General features: G+C 64.6%; 16 protein-coding genes. 9 read left to right on the plus strand and 7 right to left on the minus strand.

Annotation, left to right across the window (positions count from 1 at the left end; all coding sequences use genetic code 11):
* Window positions 1-70: 70 nt before the first annotated feature.
* Window positions 71-1,216 carry a C4-dicarboxylate TRAP transporter substrate-binding protein gene (locus QGV55_RS07970; RefSeq protein ID WP_281017359.1) on the minus strand — a complete coding sequence of 382 codons (1,146 nt, stop codon included), beginning with the start codon at window positions 1,214-1,216 and terminating at the stop codon, window positions 71-73.
* Between the two features lie 65 nt (window positions 1,217-1,281).
* Window positions 1,282-1,773 carry a VOC family protein gene (locus QGV55_RS07975; protein ID WP_281017358.1) on the minus strand — a complete coding sequence of 164 codons (492 nt, stop codon included), beginning with the start codon at window positions 1,771-1,773 and terminating at the stop codon, window positions 1,282-1,284.
* 333 nt (window positions 1,774-2,106) lie between these two features.
* On the opposite strand from QGV55_RS07975, the gene QGV55_RS07980 reads away from it, so the two are divergent.
* Window positions 2,107-3,717 carry an NAD(P)/FAD-dependent oxidoreductase gene (locus QGV55_RS07980; protein WP_281017357.1) on the plus strand — a complete coding sequence of 537 codons (1,611 nt, stop codon included), beginning with the start codon at window positions 2,107-2,109 and terminating at the stop codon, window positions 3,715-3,717.
* A 27-nt stretch (window positions 3,718-3,744) separates the two neighbouring features.
* On the opposite strand, the gene QGV55_RS07985 is transcribed toward QGV55_RS07980, so the two are convergent.
* From QGV55_RS07985 to QGV55_RS07995, 3 genes are read right to left on the minus strand one after another with little or no spacing between them, the layout of a single operon-like run.
* Window positions 3,745-4,245 (minus strand): ureidoglycolate lyase, encoded by a 501-nt coding sequence (locus tag QGV55_RS07985; protein ID WP_281017356.1) that lies wholly within the window; start codon window positions 4,243-4,245, stop codon window positions 3,745-3,747.
* Window positions 4,242-5,072: a bifunctional allantoicase/(S)-ureidoglycine aminohydrolase gene (locus QGV55_RS07990; RefSeq protein WP_348637712.1), complete on the minus strand. Its 831-nt coding sequence runs from the start codon at window positions 5,070-5,072 to the stop codon at window positions 4,242-4,244. Before QGV55_RS07990 ends, QGV55_RS07985 begins: the two co-directional genes overlap by 4 nt.
* Window positions 5,073-5,110: 38 nt before the next feature.
* Entirely contained in the window at window positions 5,111-6,007 is an 897-nt protein-coding gene (locus QGV55_RS07995) for a MurR/RpiR family transcriptional regulator (RefSeq protein WP_281017354.1), read from the minus strand.
* Between the two features lie 183 nt (window positions 6,008-6,190).
* Here QGV55_RS07995 and QGV55_RS08000 point away from each other — a divergent pair, with 183 nt between their 5' ends.
* The 7 genes from QGV55_RS08000 to QGV55_RS08030 all read left to right on the plus strand — a co-directional run bounded on the left by QGV55_RS08000 (window position 6,191) and on the right by QGV55_RS08030 (window position 13,557).
* Window positions 6,191-6,871 (plus strand): amino acid ABC transporter permease, encoded by a 681-nt coding sequence (locus QGV55_RS08000; RefSeq protein WP_281017353.1) that lies wholly within the window; start codon window positions 6,191-6,193, stop codon window positions 6,869-6,871.
* Window positions 6,868-7,575 carry an amino acid ABC transporter permease gene (locus tag QGV55_RS08005; protein ID WP_281017352.1) on the plus strand — a complete coding sequence of 236 codons (708 nt, stop codon included), beginning with the start codon at window positions 6,868-6,870 and terminating at the stop codon, window positions 7,573-7,575. The genes QGV55_RS08000 and QGV55_RS08005 overlap by 4 nt, the downstream gene beginning before the upstream one ends.
* A 24-nt stretch (window positions 7,576-7,599) precedes the next feature.
* A complete protein-coding gene (locus QGV55_RS08010; RefSeq protein WP_281017351.1) occupies window positions 7,600-8,385 on the plus strand; it encodes a transporter substrate-binding domain-containing protein in 786 nt (261 codons plus the stop codon).
* Window positions 8,386-8,642: 257 nt separating this feature from the next.
* On the plus strand, window positions 8,643-9,773 hold the full coding sequence (locus tag QGV55_RS08015) for an acyl-CoA dehydrogenase family protein (RefSeq protein ID WP_281017350.1): 1,131 nt from the start codon (window positions 8,643-8,645) through the stop codon (window positions 9,771-9,773).
* Window positions 9,774-9,776: 3 nt separating this feature from the next.
* Window positions 9,777-11,078, plus strand: coding sequence for an acyl-CoA dehydrogenase family protein (locus QGV55_RS08020; protein ID WP_281017349.1), 1,302 nt, complete (start codon window positions 9,777-9,779; stop codon window positions 11,076-11,078).
* Complete coding sequence (locus tag QGV55_RS08025) at window positions 11,068-11,922, plus strand: MaoC/PaaZ C-terminal domain-containing protein (RefSeq protein ID WP_281017348.1); 855 nt, start codon at window positions 11,068-11,070, stop codon at window positions 11,920-11,922. Before QGV55_RS08020 ends, QGV55_RS08025 begins: the two co-directional genes overlap by 11 nt.
* A gap of 18 nt (window positions 11,923-11,940) precedes the next feature.
* Entirely contained in the window at window positions 11,941-13,557 is a 1,617-nt protein-coding gene (locus tag QGV55_RS08030) for a class I adenylate-forming enzyme family protein (RefSeq protein WP_281017347.1), read from the plus strand.
* Between the two features lie 22 nt (window positions 13,558-13,579).
* Here the strand turns inward: QGV55_RS08030 and QGV55_RS08035 are convergent, their stop codons facing one another.
* Window positions 13,580-14,503: an SMP-30/gluconolactonase/LRE family protein gene (locus tag QGV55_RS08035; RefSeq protein WP_281017346.1), complete on the minus strand. Its 924-nt coding sequence runs from the start codon at window positions 14,501-14,503 to the stop codon at window positions 13,580-13,582.
* 210 nt (window positions 14,504-14,713) lie between these two features.
* On the opposite strand from QGV55_RS08035, the gene QGV55_RS08040 reads away from it, so the two are divergent.
* Window positions 14,714-15,583: a pirin family protein gene (locus QGV55_RS08040; RefSeq protein ID WP_281017345.1), complete on the plus strand. Its 870-nt coding sequence runs from the start codon at window positions 14,714-14,716 to the stop codon at window positions 15,581-15,583.
* Between the two features lie 69 nt (window positions 15,584-15,652).
* Here the strand turns inward: QGV55_RS08040 and QGV55_RS08045 are convergent, their stop codons facing one another.
* On the minus strand, window positions 15,653-17,191 hold the full coding sequence (locus QGV55_RS08045; RefSeq protein ID WP_281017344.1) for an AMP-binding protein: 1,539 nt from the start codon (window positions 17,189-17,191) through the stop codon (window positions 15,653-15,655).
* Between the last annotated feature and the right edge of the window lie 168 nt (window positions 17,192-17,359).

Below are 17,359 nucleotides of genomic sequence, written 5' to 3' on the forward strand. Positions count from 1 at the left end.
TCAGTTCTGAACGATATGCAGCGGCCCCGCGCGACGGGGCACGCGGGGCCGCCACATTTCAGTTACGGGTTCAGTCCCGGCCGTAGGTCGACAGGTCGACCTTGGACATGATCTCGTCCCAGTAGAGCTGGGCCAGCGCCTCGGCATCATCTTCCATGCCGGCGGTCAGACCCTTGTACTTCTCGATCAGCTCCGAGATCTTGGCGATCTTCGCGTCGACGTTGGACAGGCCGTAGTCCTCGGTGAACTGCTTCGAGATGACGGCCAGGTCGGACTTCACGAAGTCCTCCGACATCTTCACCATCTCGGCCGTCGGCTCGATGATCTCGATGCCCTTGCCCGGCGCGTCGTTCAGGTTGCGCTTGGCGTCGGCATAGTACTTCCAGGTCACATCGGCGGAGGACCGGGCGGAAGCCTTGAAGATCGCTTCCCGCTGGGCATCGTTCAGACCGGCCCACACATCACGGTTGATGCTGTTGGTCGCCACACCGGCAAAGACGCCGCCGGGGATCTTGGTGGTGATGTACTTGGTGACATCGAAGAGCTGCAGGTTGGTCAGCTCGGTGGCGGAGAACATGCCGCAATCGACGACACCCTGTGCCATGGCCTCATAGATGTCGTTGCCGGGCACGGACACCTTGGTGCCACCGACAGCCTCAGCCCAGCGACCGAAGTTGGCGGCACCGGAGCGATACTTCTTGCCCTTCAGATCCTCCATCGTGCGGATCGGCGTGGTGCAATGCAGGATGTAGGTCGGGCTGGTGCCGGTCCCCAGATAGACCTGGTTCTGGCGCTTCTGCTCCGTCAGACAGTCCGGGCAGTGCAGGAAGACGTACTCCGTCATCGCCGCACCCATTGCGGTGCCGGGGCTGGCGATCTGCTTGCCGGTGGTGGCCAGCATGGACAGGTTCGCGGCCAGATTGATCTCCGCGAACTCCGCCGGATAATACGGAGGCAGCACGAAGCCCATGTCGGCAATACCGTCGCGGATGCCCGGAGGGGTTTCCTTCAGGTTCAGCAGCGACAGCGAGAAGACCTTGACCTTCAGGTCGCTGGTCGCCTCGACGTTCTTGGCGAAATTCTCCAGTGCGTAGACGGCGGCGCTGCCCGTCGGGAACCCGACGGCAAGCTTCAGCGTCTCGGCCTGCGCGGCACCTGCCGTCGCAAGCATCGCAGCGCCAGCCGCCGCGAGAACTGTCTTTCTTGAAAACATCATGTCTTCTCCCTGTTTGCCCGTTCGGGCGGTTTCAGCATTACTGGTTCAAGACCAGAAGGATGTCGTCAGTCCTTGAGAAATTCCATGAACTCGACAACCACACCGTCAGGGTCCTTCGCGCAGAAGAACTTCTGACGTGATCCCCCCATTTCGATCAGCACCGGTTCCGTGAAAGGGGCCGCACCGGCATCCGTCAGTTGCTGCCAGGCGTCGGCCACATTGCCGACCCTGAAGCAGATGCGCGCGATCCCGACATGGGCCAGATGCGGATAGGCCGTACCTTCGGCCTTCGGTTCGATCCATTCGATGAGGTCAAGCCGGGCGCCGCGCGGATTGTCACCCAGCATCAGCATGCGCGCACGGGCGCGGGCATTGCTGGGCAGGCCAAGCGCAGGGCCAAGGACCGGGTCACCCAGGACATCCGAGACCTCCTCGCTGCCCCCGTCGGCGTTGAAGTTGATGACTTCGCGGAATCCCAGCAGGCGATAGTATGCCAGCGACCGATCCAGATTGGTGCAATTGATGTTGATGTGGAACACTTGCGAAGTGTCGAGCACGCCACGTTCCTCCCCAGGATGCGAACGGCCACACGATACTCATGCGTAGGAAAATATGCAAAGCAGTAAGTTGACCGCAGTTTCCCCAAGGGCAATTTGGATGCTCAGGTGACCGCCGGATTGTCGTCGGCACCTTTCATGATTTCGCGCGGTGACAACCGCCATGCGCTGTGTCGGCGTTGCACTGCTGTTGCGGCGGACGCTAGGTTGGGCCGAGTATCGGGGCATCGGGACCTTGCAGCGCCATGTCGGGCCAGGGGCAGCAGGTTCTTGATGTCAGGGCGGTTTCAACTGCTTCCGGGTAGATTTTGAGTTGTGCGGGGAGGCATGGCTATGACGAAGGTTGATTGCGATGTGGTCGTGGTGGGCGCCGGGTTCGCCGGTATCTACGCGCTTTGGAAGGCGGAGCAGCAGGGCCTGAGCGTTCGGGGCTTCGAGCGTGCCTCGGATGTGGGTGGCACCTGGTACTGGAACGCCTATCCGGGGGCACGCTGCGACGTGGCCAGTTACAACTACGCCTACTTCTTCAACAGCGATGTGGTGCGGGAGTGGGACTGGACGGACATCTGTTCGCGGCAGGGCGAGATCCAGCAGTATCTCAGCTTCGTGGCCGACAAGTGTGATGTCACCCGTCTGATCACCTTCGACACGCGGGTCCTGACGACGACCTGGTCGGAAGAGGCGGGATTGTGGACGGTCGAGACCTCCGGCGGCGAGACCGTGGTCTGCCGCTATCTGGTTCTCGCCGTGGGCGCGCTCTCGGAACCGAAGGCCCCCGACATTCCCGGCGTCGACAGCTTCGCAGGCGATGCCTGGTTCACGTCGAGCTGGCCACGCGACCGCGAGGTGGATCTGAAGGGCAAGCGCGTCGGTGTCATCGGCACCGGGTCATCCGGGGTGCAGTGCATCCCGGAAGTCGCGAAGGTCGCGCGGGAGGTCTTCGTGTTCCAGCGCACGGCAAATTTCGTGACGCCGACCCTCTCCGGGCCGATGGACCCCAAGGTGGTCGCGGAACTGAGGGCTGATCCGGAGGCCGTCCGCAACGACCTGCGCAAGACCTATGGCGGCAACCAGCCGCTCTATATCGGCCCCGACCGCTTCAGCGATCTCGACGAGGAAGGTCGCGAGAAGGCGCTGTGGCGTGCCTGGGAGCAGAAGGAGGTCGCGCTGGCGTTCTGGGACTCCCATCTGCCGGAGGCCAATGCCGCCATCTCGGAATTCATCCGCCAGCGCATGCACGAGGTGGTCGATGATCCCTGGACGGCAGACAGGCTCGTTCCCTGGGATCATCCTTACGGCGGCAAGCGTCCGTGCCAGAGCGATGTCTACCTGCAGACCTTCAACCAGCCACATGTCAGGCTGGTGTCCCTGCGCGAAACACCGATCGAGCAGATCGTGCCGGAGGGGATCGTGACCTCGGCCGAGACGTTCGACCTCGATGTCATCATCTATGCGACCGGCTTCGACGCGCTCTCCGGTCCGGTACGTGCGCTGAACATCACCGGTATCGACGGGGTGGCGATGAACGATCTGTGGGCAGATGGGCCGGTCAACTATCTGGGCACCATGGTTCACGGCTTCCCGAATCTGTTCCTGCCCTCCAGCGCCATGTCACCGTCCGTGCTGTCGAACATGGCGACACTGGCCGAACAGCAGGTCGACTTCATCTTCGACACGATCCGGTGGCTGGATGATCATGGTCGGGCCCGGCTTCATCCCAGCGCCGAATCGCAGGAGTTCTGGGGCGACGAGACCCTGCGCTACGCGAAGCGTGTCCCCGGCGCCCTGACGACGGACAGCTGGTACAATGGTGCCAACATACCGGGCAAGCCGCGCCGCTACATGGTCTATCGCGGTGGTTTCAGCCGCTACAACGACGCCTGCTACAGGGAGCTGGAGGAAGGCTTTCCGGGCTACGAGGTCCTGCCGGGCAGGGCGGCGTAATCCGGATCAGGGTCCCGTGGCCCGACGTCACGCCCCGTCGGGTGCCAGGATGGTCACCGGATCGGGAAGGGTGAATTCCTGCAGGTTGTCGCCGGGGCCGATGCGATCGACAACGGCGAAGACCGCACCGTCCCGGAGCGCGAGCAGGGGGGCATGCCAGGTGCCGGCCAGATAGTTCACCCCCTGCGACGGTGCGGCCATGAAGGCATGCAGCGGGCCGGGACGGCCCTCCACGTCCTCCGCCACCACCACCAGATAGGGGGCATCCGTCATCGGCATGAAGGCCTGGCTGCCGATGGGATGGCGCTCGATCATCTCCAGGCGGTGCGGAACCGGAACGGCGTCGGAGCGAAAGATGCTGATGCCGGCCTGTCCGGTGCCGAAGCTCAGCCGCGCCAGATCGTTGTAGCGCCCACAGCGGCCCCCGTTGATCATCAGGTCCGGCGCGCCTGTCGCCTGCACCACATCGCCGAAGGGCCGGAATGCCGCGGCTGTGAGCGGTACGGCAACAAGGGTCGCGTCGGTCATGATCCGGGCCGCAGCTTCATGTGGCGGTTGACGTTCTTGTAGAGCAGGTAGCGGAACGGCTCGGGACCTCCGGCGTAGCAGCCCTGGGGGCAGAATGCCCGCAGCCACATGTAGTCCCCGGCCTCGACCTCCACCCAGTCCTGGTTCAGATGGTAGACCGCCTTGCCCTGCAGCACGTAGAGCCCGTGCTCCATGACATGTGTCTCCTTGAACGGGATCGAGGCGCCGGGCTGGAAGGTGACGATGTTGACGTGCATGTCGTGGCGCAGGTCATCGCCATCGACGAAGCGGGTGGTCGCCCAGCCATCGTGACCGTTCGGCATGACGCGGGGTTCGTGATCGGCTTCGCGGGTCACGAAGCTGTCGGGCAGGTCGAGCCCGTCCACCACCTCGTGGGCCTTGCGGATCCAGTGGAACCTGATGGCCGTGCCTGTCGTGTTCGCGACCTGCCAGTCCGCATCCGGTGCCAGAAAGGCGTAACCGCCGGGTTCCAGATCATGCGGTGTCCCGTCCAGTACGAGCCGCAGGGTGCCATCGGTCACGAACAGCACAGCCTCCACCCCGGATTCCGTCTCGGGGCGATCACTGCCCCCGCCGGGCTGGATCTCGACGATGTACTGGGAAAATGTCTCGGCGAAGCCCGTGAGCGGTTTCGAGAGCACCCAGTGGCGTGCATCGCGCCAGAAGGGCAGGCGACTGGTGACGATATCCGTCATCACCCCCTTCGGGATGATTGCGTAGGCGTTCGTGAAAACGGCCCGTCCGGTCATCAGCTTTTCCGGTCCGGGCAGGCCGCCGGGCGGCGAGTGGTAGGCGGTTTCCATCAGGTCAGGTTTCCTTCCATGGGCACATTTCCCCTCTCGGCCTAGCTCAGTTCGTCGAGTGCGTCGTGAAGGCGCTCGATCGACTGGAGGTGTTCCCGGCCCTTCTCCGCCAGTTTCTCGACCACGGCGACACTCAGAAAATGCAGCAGCGACAGCACAGATCCGTAGCGGTCGAACGGGTCTGTTCCCCGCACGGCGCAGGGAATGCTCCAGGTTGCGCTTTCGACCGGCGGCGCGGCCATGTCGGTGATGTAGAGGATGCGCGCGCCCAGCCTGTGGGCCTCATCCATGACCAGCCCGGTCTGGGGTACCCGGCGGCGCATGCCGATACAGACCAGGACATCGTCACTGGTCATGGTGGCAATGTCCTCGGCGAGTGTGGTGCCCTGGCCCGGCAGCAGCCGCACGTCCTCGCGGACCTGCACGATCTGCCACTGGAAATAGCCCGCGAGGAAGTGACTGTTGCGCCAGCCGATGCAATAGACCCTGCGCGCCGTGCAGATCGCGTCGACGATGGCGCGTACCCGGTCCGGATTGAGGGACTGCATCGTCAGGGCGATGTTGCGCGTGTCCTGATCGACATGCGACTGGATCCGCGTGCTGAAAGCCTGGCCCACCGTTTCCTTGAACATCAGGTAGACGGGCGAACCCCAGGTCTGCGCATCACGCGCGGCGCGGCGGGCGTCCTCATAGCTCGAGAATCCGAGCCGCTGGATCAGCCGGGTCACTGCCGCCTTCGATCCGTTGGCCATTTCTGCCAGCTCGGTTGCGGAATAGGCCGCAACTTCCCCCGGGAATTCGAGAATCTGGTCGGCGATCCGGCGTTCACTCTCCGGAAGGGAGGCGTAGTGGGTACGTATGGCCTTTTCCAGCGACGTGTGGCCCTGGGCCAACGGCCCGCCCGCTGCCGCAGTCTCCGAAGACGGATTCTTCACCATGGCGCGTTCGAAAGCTCCTCAGTTGCCGGTCAAGGCTATGCAGACCTGTTCTGAAACACAAGTTTTTAAAAATGGGCTTGTTGAGACAAAAATTTCAGTATCTACTGTTTGCCTGAAACACGGGTATCAGGCGCCGGATGCATTTGAAAGCCCCGTGAACGCTGACGCAGGAGCTTCTGGGCAATGCTTGAGCTGCGGTTCTTCGAGATCTACCGAGACGCCGATTTCATGTGGCGGCTGGCCGAAGGTGTCTGGCTCAGCGTCTCGCTGACTGTGACAGCGGCCGTCGCCGGATTTCTGGTCGCCATGGGCCTGGCGGTGGTGCGCAATGCCCGTGTCCCCGTCCTCGCCCAGTTCTCCACCTGCTATGTCGAGTTCATCCGCAACACGCCCCTGATCGTGCAGTTGTTCTTCGTCGCCTTCGGCCTTCCGTTGCTGCTGGGTTATTCCTGGCCGTTCTGGGGACACGCGCTGCTCGGGCTGGCGCTGAACTTCTCGGCCTATTTCGCCGAGATCCTGCGATCCGGCCTGCTGGCCATTCCGAAGGGCCAGATCGAGGCTGCCGAGGCGCTCGGCCTGCGCCGCCACGTGCGCTTCATCAAGATCGTCGCGCCCCAGGTCATCGCCAGTGTCTATCCGTCCCTGACCAGCCAGTTCATCTTCCTGTTCCTGACCACCGGCGTCATCTCGGAGATCGGTGTCGAGGATCTGACCCATGCGGGTGTCTTCATCGACAGCCGCACGTTCCGGTCGTTCGAGGTCTTCATCACCCTGACCCTGCTCTATGTCGCCATCGCGCTGACATTCAAGGCCTGCCTGCTGGCCGTGGACCGCTACTTCTTTGCGTGGAAGGTGCGGCAATGAGTGATCTTCTGGTCATGCTGTTCGGGAAGCCGATGGGCATCATGCTCTTCCAGCTTCTCAGTGCGACGCAGTACACGATCTACCTGTCCGCGATCGCCTTTGCCGGGGGCGGGCTGATCGGCGGCCTGGTCACGCTGGCGCGGATCTCGGGGCTGAAGCATCTGCGCCGCTTCGCGTCCGGCTATATCTGGTGCTTTCAGTCCGTACCGCTGCTGATGCTGCTGTTCCTGTCGGGGCTTGGCGTGCCGCGGCTGCTGGGCCAGGACGTGGATCCGTGGATTTCGGCGATGGCCTCCCTGACGATCTATGCCAGCGCCTATCTGGCCGAAGTCTGGCGCGGCGCGATCCAGTCGATTCCATCGGGGCAGTGGGAGGCCGGTCGCGCGCTGGGCATGCGATTCTTCGCGATCCTGCGCGCCATCATCCTGCCGCAGGCGCTGCGCGTGGCCCTGGCACCGACGGTCGGGTTCAGCGTGCAGATCATCAAGGGCACATCGCTTGCCTACATCATCGGCTTCCAGGACCTGATGAACATCGGTCGGCGCTGGGCCAATGCACCGGTGGACGGGACCGAGCCCTTCATCGTCTTCCCGCTGATGGCGCTGATCTACTTCGCGCTCTGCTTTCCGCTTTCACGCCTCGCCCTCTACCTCGAACACCGCCTGGGGACCATCGGCAAGACCCCGCAGGCGACAACCGCCTGACTTTTCAGGGAAAAGGAGAAACCCATGTTCAAACTCTTCCGAAACCTCGCAATCGCCGCAGTGGCTGCGGTCGGCATCGTTTCGCCGGCTGCCGCCGACCTGTCGGACGTCCTTTCCAGCGGCACCATCAAGATCGCCGTGCCGGAGAACTTCCCGCCGTTCGGCTCCCTGGGCGCCAGTGGCGAACACGAAGGCTATGACGTCGATGTGGCAAAGCTGATCGCCAAGGACCTGGGTGTCGAACTGGAGATCGTTCCCGTCGCCTCGAAGCAGCGTATTCCCTACCTGGAGACCAACCGGGTCGATCTCGTGATCTCCTCCATGGGTGCCAATCCGGGCCGCGCCAAGTCGATCTGGTTCTCCAGTGCCTATGCGCCCTTCTTTTCCGGTGCGTTTGCCACGGCTGACATGGCCATTTCCTCTCCTGCCGACCTGGCCGGCAAGAAGGTGGGACTGACCGGCGGCACGCTGGAAGACCTGGAACTGACCCGGACCGCGCCGGAGTCCGCCGAGATCATCCGCTTCGGCGACAATGCGGCGACGCTGGCTGCCTATGCCTCGGGCCAGGTGGACGTGCTGGTGACCGGTAACACCGTCGCGGCCGGATTCTCAAAGAAGAACCCGGAAAAGGGGATCGAGACCAAGTTCATCATCAAGGAATCGCCCTGCTTCATCGGCGTGAAGAAGGGCAGCTTCGACCTGCTGCAGTGGGTGAATGTCTTCATCCTGCACAAGACCCTCGGCGGAGAGCTCAACACCCTCTCCGAGAAGTGGTTCGGCCAGAAGCTGCCGCCTCTGCCCGTCCTCTGAGACGACATCGCGACCACTGAAGGGCAGGCCGCCGACCGCGGAGAAAGCGGTCGGCGGCCTTTCCGTGTCTGCGCAGCAGGATGATGGGGCGGCATGCGCCTGCACTGTTTCCATGTCGAGCGCTTCTCGCATAGCATGAAGTCCACGCATCATCGGCCGGGGAGGGGCGATATGTTTGTGGCATCTGCAGGGTTGCATGGCGGCGCGCGAGTGTCGGCGGCTCCGGTTTCCGGCCCGGAACAATCGTCGGGCCCGACATGATCTTCGAGTTCTCGGAGAGCCAGCTGCAACTGAAGGACGCGGCCCGGAAGGCTCTCGACAGGGAGTGCCCGATCAGTCGGGTGCGTGCCGTTCTGGAGGATGGCCGCCCGTTCGACCGGGAGCTCTGGCAATTCCTGGCCGGGATGGGGTTCGTCGGTGCCGCCATACCGGAGGCCCATGGTGGCGCCGGGGCCGGTCATCTTGATCTCTGCGCGATTGCCGGCGAACTCGGGCGCGCACTCGCCCCCGTGCCTGCGCTTTCCTCGGTCTACCTTGCCGCAGAACTGCTGATGCAGGCGGGCAGCGAGGACCAGAAGGCACGGCTGCTGCCCAGGATCGCCGACGGAAGCCTGCTGGTCTGCGTCGCCTTCTCTGAAGGTGTCGGACAGCCTGATCTGCACCATTGCCGGACGACGCAGGCAGCAGGGAGGCTGTCCGGCGAGAAATTCCCGGTGCTCGACGGCGGCATCGCGGACATGGCGATCGTCCCCGCTGCCGGTCCGGATGAGGACATGCCATCCCTCTTCATTGTCGATCTCCAGGGGGAAGGGGTCTCTCGCGAGGCACTGACCTCGATTGACCCGACACGGGGCCTGGCGCGGCTGTCGTTTGACGGCGCTCCGGCGGAGCCCCTCGGGGTGAAGGGGGAGGCGGGAAGGCTTCTCGACCGGGCCTTCGACCGTGCGGCGATCCTGCTGGCCTTCGAGCAGGTGGGCGGTGCCGAACGGGCGCTGGAGATGGCGACGGACTATGCCGGGCAGCGCGTGGCCTTCGGTCGTCCGATCGGATCCTTCCAGGCCATCAAGCACAAGCTGGTGGACCTTTTCGTCGATGTCACCCTGGCACGGTCGAATGCCTATTTCGGAGCCTGGGCGCTGTCCAACGATGCGGCGGAACTCGGGCTTGCCGCCTCTGCTGCGCGGGTCAGCGCCTCGGAAGCCTTCATCCATTGCGCCACCGAGAACATCCATGTGCATGGCGCGATGGGGTTCACCTGGGACATGGATTGTCACCTGTTCTACCGGCGTGCGCACCTGCTGTCGGTGGCGCTCGGCGGCCAGGCCATGTGGCAGGACCGGCTGGTCGCCCGGGCCGCGGATGACCGACAGATAGCAGGGGAGGGCTGAGGCATGGACTTTGGCGACAGTCCCGAAGAAGCCGCCTTCCGCGCCGAGGCCCGCGCCTGGCTGGCGGAGAACCGTCCGATGGAACTGGAGGCGGGACTGCGCCGCTTCGCCGCCCGCGACCGCTCCAACGTGCACCTGCCGGAACTGGACGGGGTCGACGCGCTGCAGGCCAGCAAGGACTGGCAGCGCAGGAAGTATGATGCCGGCTGGGCCTGCGTCGCCTGGCCAAGGGAGCATGGCGGGCGCGGCGCCTCCCAGATCGAGCGGGTGATCTGGGAGCAGGAGGAAGGCATCTATGCCCGCCTGTCGCATGTCTTCTTCACCGGCATCGGCATGGCAGGCTCCACCATCATGGCGCATGGAACCGATGCGCAGAAGGCCGCCTACCTTCACCCTATGGCGTCGGGGGAGCATCTCTGGTGCCAGATGTTCTCGGAACCGTCGGGCGGGTCGGACGTTGCCGGGTTGCTGACGCGGGCGGAGCGGCAGGCGGATGGCGACTGGCGGCTGAACGGTTCCAAGATATGGACCACGCATGCCCAGATCGCCGACTACGGACTGCTCATCGCCCGCACGGACCCTTCGGTGCCGAAGCACAAGGGACTGACCATGTTCATCCTGGACATGAAGAGCCCGGGGATCACGGTGCAGCCGATCCTGCAGATGTCCGGTCGCTCGACCTTCAACCAGGTCCATTTCGATGACGTGCCCCTGCCTGACAGCGCGCGGATCGGCCCGGAATCACAGGGCTGGCGGGTGGCGCTCACGACCCTCATGAACGAGCGGCTGCTGCTTGGTTCGACGCCTTCGACCGGGGTGCCGGAACTGATAGACCTCTGCACCCGGGTCAGTGTGGGCGGGCGGCCGGCGATCGAGGATTCCGGTGTCCGCGCCAGCATCGCGCGCTGGGTGGCGCAGTCCACGGGCCTGAAATACGCGATGATGCGCTCCATCTCGGACCTCTCCAACGGTCGCCCGATCGGCCCAGAGTATTCGGTGGGCAAGCTTGTCGCCAACGAGCTGATCCAGCAGGTGGCGCAGTTCGCTTTCGACCTGCAGGGACCGGCTGGGGCAATGGTGGAGGAGAGCGAGGAACTCTCGCAGTTCATGGCGGTGCTGCTGGACTCGCCGTCGCTGCGGGTCGGTGGCGGAGCCAGCGAGATCCAGCGCAACATCATCGGCGAACAGGTGCTCGGCCTTCCGCAGGAACCGAGGCCGGACAAGGACACGCCTTTCAACGAAACAGGAGCGCGCCAGTCCCGGCAGTCTGCCGGGCCGGACAGGGGAGGAAACGATGGCGGTTGACTATGGGGTGCTGATGGCACGACGGCAGGAGAACATCCTTCATACCTACGACGAACGCGACTCGCTGCTCTACGCGGTCAGCATCGGGATGGGCCGTGATCCGCTGGACCGGCAGGAACTGGAGTATGTCTTCGAGAAGCATGGTCCCAGGACCGTGCCCGCGCAGGCGATCACCCTCACTGATCACGACCTGATCTGGAACATCGGCCTGGACGTAGGCAGCTTCCTGCATGGCGAGCAGCTGATGACGTTCCACCGGCCCCTGCCGCCCGCCGGGGAACTGTCGGCGGATGCCTGGGTCTCGGAGGTCTATGACAAGGGTGCGGAGAAGGGCTGCATCATCGAGATGAAGGGCAGCGTCCGTACCCGGACCGACGGCGAGCCGCTGTTCGACTGGACCAGCCGGATCTTTGCGCGCCGCGACGGCGGTTGCGGCGGCTCGACCGCCAGGGTTCCACCGCCCCACCCGATGCCGGAACGCGCGCCGGACCTGATCCGCACATCGGAGACCCGGCCGGACCAGGCGCTGCTCTACCGTCTGAACGGCGACCGAAACCTGCAGCATGTCGACCCGGACCTGGCCATCAGTGTCGGCTTTCCGCGTCCCATCCTGCACGGCGCCTGCACTTCGGCCATCGCCTGCCGCGAGGTGCTGGCCGGGGCATGCGACTATGACCACACGCGGGTCAGGGCGTTCGATGTCCGCTACACGACAGTGGTCTATCCGGGAGAGACCATCGAGACGGCAATCTGGATCGATGGCGACACTGTCTCCTTCCGTTGCCGGGTCGTTGAGCGCGACGTTGTTGTCATCGACCATGGCCGCTGCATCATCAGCGACTGAACGGCAAGGAGGATCGCCATGTACGGGGTCGAACTCTCGGAATCCCTGTTTCCCGCCCAGACCGACGGGTCGCCGGCCGAAACCACGACCGGCGGCGTCCTCGCCGCTGCAGCTACGGCACATCCGGACAGGCCGGCCCTTTCCGAACTCTTGCCTGAAGGGGGAGTGGGCCGGACCTGGACCTATGGGACACTGCATGACGAGGCCCGGTCCCTGGCGACCGCGCTGTCGACACGTTTCGCCGCCGGTGAGAGCGTGTCTGTCTGGGCACCCAGCATTCCCGAGTGGGTGATCCTCCAGTTCGCCGCCGCGCTGGCCGGGCTGCGGCTGGTGACCCTGAACCCTGCCTACAAGGTGCGGGAGCTTGTCTTCGCGCTGGAGCAGTCCGGCGCCGTTGGCCTGTTCCTGGTCGAGGAATATCGCGGCAACCGGATGGCGGACATTGCAGCGGAGGCCGCGGCCGGCATCGAGGCGCTGCGCGAGGTCACCCTGCTGACGGACCGCGACGCCCTTTTGCGCCACGACCGCGAACCCGGTCCGCTGCCGCAGGTCGCGCCGGACGATCCCGCGCTGCTGCTCTATACCTCCGGCACCACGGGACAGCCCAAGGGGGCGGTGCTGCACCATGGCGGCATCACCAGCAATGGCCGTCTCTTCTTCCGCCGGCTGCAGGTCGACGACGGAATCCGCTTCCTGACCGCGATGCCGATGTTCCATGTCGGGGGCTGCGTCGTAGCGGTGCTGAGCACGGTCCAGGCGGGCGGGCATCTGATCCTGGCCAGCATCTTCGATTCCAATGTCATGCTGGACGCCATCGAGAGCGAAAGGCCGGAGGTGATGACGGCGGTCCCGACCATGCTGGTCGACATGCTGGACAAGCTTGCGGGCCGCGCGCGAGATGTCTCCTCGGTCCAGCGGATCGTTTCCGGTGGCGCCGTGGTGCCACCCGAGCTTGTGCGCCAGGTGCGCGCGACATTCGGCTGTGACTTCCAGAACATCTATGGCCAGACCGAGTGTTCCGGCGTGCTGTCGCAGACCTACGTCGATGATGATGTCGAGGATACCTGCGAGTCTGTCGGCCAGGCGCTGCCCGCGATCGAACTCTCGATCCGCAGCACGGCGGACAATACGGTCTGCCCCCTGGACACGGTCGGCGAGATCTGTGCCCGGGGCAGGGGCCTGATGCTGGAATACAATGCCAACCCGGAGGCGACGGCAGCGACGGTCGACGGGGATGGCTGGCTGCATACCGGCGATCTCGGCCGGATGGACAGCCGCGGCTATGTCCGTGTCACCGGGCGGGTGAAGGAGATGATCATCCGGGGCGGGGAGAACCTGTTCCCGGTGGAGATCGAGAATATCCTGCTGGAGTACCCCGACGTGGCGGAGGTCGCGGTGGTGGGCATCCCCGATGACCGCTGGGGGGAGGTGGTCGCCTGTTTCATCCGCACACGGTCAGGCGATCCGATTCCCCTGGACGAACTGCGTGCCCATTGCCGCGCGCACCTCTCGCCCCAGAAGACGCCCGCCTACTGGAAATTCGTGACGGACTGGCCCATGACTCCGTCCGGCAAGATCCAGAAGTTCGCGCTGCGGGATACCTATGCAGACACGTTGCGGCAGGAGTCTGCATGAGCCGCGCGCCGGTGGTGTAGCGTCAAAAGGCAAGCGCCGTACCGGGCCGGGGCCAGTCGCAGGACACCAGGCGTCCGGTCGCCGAGAGCGTGATGAAGGCTGTCGTCAGATCAGCGCCGCCGAAGCAGATGTTGGTTGTCATCGGATCGGGCAGGGCCAGATGCTCGACCGAGCTGCCGTCGGGGCTGACGACGGTGATGCCGCCGCGGATCAGGGTGGCGACGCAGACGTTGCCGTTCGCCTCAACCGCAAGCGAGTCGTAGCGCTGATAGCCTTCCGGCGAGGCAAGTACTTCGGCGCCACCATGGGCAGGCCAGGGGTCCATCCGAAGCTCGCCCGGAGCCGTCACATCCCAGGCAAGCACGCGGGAAGTCTCCGTTTCGGCCACATAGAGCCGGCTGCCGTCCGGTGAGAGGCCGATTCCGTTCGGAGTGACCAGCGGATGAACAACCTCCCGGATCTCGCTGCCGTCAGCCTTGGCATAATAGACACCGCCGAGATCGAGGCGCCGCGGGTGTCGCTTGCCGAGATCGGTGAACCAGAAGCCGCCGTGGGTATCGAAGACGATGTCGTTGGGGCCATGCAAGGGATTGCCGTTGCAGGATTCGTAGAGCACCTCCACCTCGCCGGTATCCAGATCAACCCGCTCGATCCATCCGTTCCTGTAACCGGCGGAAGGTCCGGTCGGGCGCACGTACTCGCCGTTGGGGCCTTCGTTTTCCCAGGAGAAGCCGCCGTTGTTGCAGACATAGCATTTGCCATCGGGCCCGATGGCTGCGCCGTTGGGTCCACCACCGGTCTCGGCAACCACATCTATGCAGCCATCCGGGGCGACACGACTCAGGGTGCCGCGGGCAATCTCGACGAGGATGATGCTGCCATCCGGCATCCAGATGGGCCCTTCCGGGAACTGGAGGCCCGACGTGATTTCGGTGAATTCGATCATGGATGTTCCCCCTCCTGCGCTGCCCGGTTGTGTCCCGGACCTGGCCAATTGTCTGACGGTAGCGGCAAATCCTCAAGGCAACCCATGAATTCCGGGCTGGTCCTGGTTGCAGGCAGCAGGGCAGTGGCACGGCGGCATTGCCATGTCGGGTGACATCCATGCTTCTTTCGATAATCTGCCTCGCAACGAAATTCTCTTCCGGAGCCAGGCATGAGCAGGCAAGTCGCGGGCGTCGTCACGGCCCATCAGCAACGCGAGGGGGCGGGTTTCCTCATTCGCCGTGCCTTCCCGACCCATGGCATCGATCTCGTTGATCCGTTCCTGATGCTCGATGAAGTCGGGCCGGTCGACTACGGTCCCGGTGAGGCCATCGGGGCTCCGGATCACCCGCACCGGGGCTTCGAGACCGTGTCCTACATTTTGGAGGGCGAGAAGCTGCATGAGGATTCGACCGGCAAGACACAGCTGATCGGGTCCGGTGACGTGCAGTGGATGACCGCCGGCGCGGGTATCGTGCATTCGGAGATGCCTTCGCCCGCGATGCAGAAGCATGGCGGCCGCGCCCACGGGTTCCAGATCTGGGTCAACCTGCCTGCGGACGAGAAGCAGGCCGAACCAGGCTACCAGTATCTTCGGGCTGCCGACATTCCGAAGGCGACCAGCGACGACGGGCTGATCGAGGTGACCGTCGTCGCGGGCGCGGCTTTCGGCGTCAGTGCGGCGATAGGTACGCGCACACCGGTATGGCTGCAGGACTGGCACGTTCAGCCCGGCGGCGAAGCGCGCCTTGCCATCGACCCGGGCTTCAATGCCGCGGTCTATGTATTCGACGGTTCTGTTGCGCTGGGGCCGGAACGGACGCCCGTCGAGCGCAGCCAGCTCGCCGTCCTCGGACCGGGCAGTGAGATCGAGATCGCCGCTGCGCCCGGTGGCGGCGGGCGCTTTCTGCTGCTCGCCGGAACGCCGATTGCCGAGCCCGTTGCGCGCTACGGACCGTTCGTGATGAACACGGAAGCCGAGATCATGACCGCTGTCCGGGACTACCAGTCAGGCCGCATGGGAACGATCGAGCGGGTCTGAGGCACGGCGGTCGCGTCCGGTCTCATGGTGTTGGCACAATACCGGACCGACATGTCCTGAACCTTGCCCTCAGTTGCCGGCGACCCGTCGGCTCTGGCCGCGCCAGTGGGGTTCGCGGAGATCCTTTCGCTTCACCTTGCCGACCGGCGACCGGGGCAGAGGATCGGTCCGCAGTTCGATCTTCGCGGGGCGCTTGTAGGAACCCAGCCGGTCCCCGCAGAGCTGGATCAGCTCGTCTTCGGTCACTGGCGTCTTTCCATCGATGACACAGATTCCCATCGGGCTCTCGCCCCAGCGTTCGCTGGGGATGCCGAACACGGCGGCCTCGATCACCGCAGGGTGGGACGCCAGGGCGTTCTCGATCTCGGCGGGATAGATGTTGTAGCCGCCGGAGACGATCATGTCGCCCGCCCGATCCAGCATGTAGACATATCCGTTCTCGTCGATCCGACCGATGTCGCCGGTCCGGACCCAGCCGTCGATCATGCGTTCGGCGGTGGCTGCCGGGTCGTCCCAGAATCCGGTCATCTGCCCGTCGCACCGGGCCACCAGTTCGCCCTCTTCACCGAGCGGCACCTCGTTGCCGTCGGCATCGCAGATCTTGAGGTCGGCGAAGGGCAGGGGCATGCCACAGGCCTGCAGGGGCCTGGACCCTTCAACCTCGGCGAACCACTGGTCCGGTCCCATGACGGTCAGCGGCACGGCCTCGGTCTGTCCGTAGACCTGCCAGAGACGGTGCCCGAAGATCTCGTGGGCCTTCAGCGCCGTGGTCTCGGTGATCGGCGCCGCCCCGATCTGCATGCATTTCAGCTTCGGGAACTTTCGGCCGCTGACGCTGGGGTGATGGACCATCGTGTTCACCATGGTGGGGACGGCGAACATGATGCTGATCTCCTCCTGCTCCATGATGTCGAGCGTGTCGCCGGCATCGAAATGGTCGAGCAGCACATTGCAGCCCCCGCTCAGCCAGACGGGCACGAAGGAATAGCCCGACGCGTGGCTGATGGGGCCGATGTGCAGGCACTTGTCGCCTGGCATGATCGGCGGAAACAGGAAGTGCCAGTCGCGGCCGGCGGCGAGCCAGGCCCTGTGGGTATAGGCGACGCCCTTGGGCAGGCCGGTGGTGCCGCCGGTATGGCGGATGACGAAGTAGTCGTCGGCATCGACTTCGACGCCCGGATCGCTGTCATCCTGCCGGGCCAGCCAGTCCTCGTAGCCTTCGTCGCGGATCAGCACGTGTTCCAGAGACGGCACCTCGTCCAGCAGGCCATCGGCTTCCGCCGCATGGTTGCCGGAAACCACCAGGACGCGGCAATCGGTATGCGAGAGCATGTGCACGTGGGCTTCCCGCGCATTTCGCGGGTAGAGCGGCACGCGCACGAGATTTGCCGCCGCCGCGCCGAGAAACATGTCGCTCGCCTCGATCGAATTGTCCTCCAGAACGCCAACGCGGTCGCCGGGCTTCAGCCCCAGCGCCAGCAACGCGTTAGCCAATCTGAGGCCCCGATTCCAGGCCTCGGCGAAGGTCAGCCGCCGGTCGCGCCAGACCACCGCTTCGCGATCGGAATAGAAGCGCGCCGAACGCGCCATCAGTGTTCGCATGTCCATCCAGATATCCTCCCCTTGCAGCCCGGCGTGCGGGCGCAGGTGGCATGCTAGCTGGGAACGACGCGACAAGTCACCTTGCTCCGGGGATGGAAGGCATGCCGCAGAAGACTGCCGGAACCATCGGGATTCGGACCGGCGGGGACCGGCTTGCGTGGCCTCAGGCGACCG

The sequence above is a fragment of the Minwuia sp. IMCC3009 genome, from assembly GCF_029909415.1.
In the GTDB taxonomy this organism is placed as follows: domain Bacteria; phylum Pseudomonadota; class Alphaproteobacteria; order Minwuiales; family Minwuiaceae; genus Minwuia.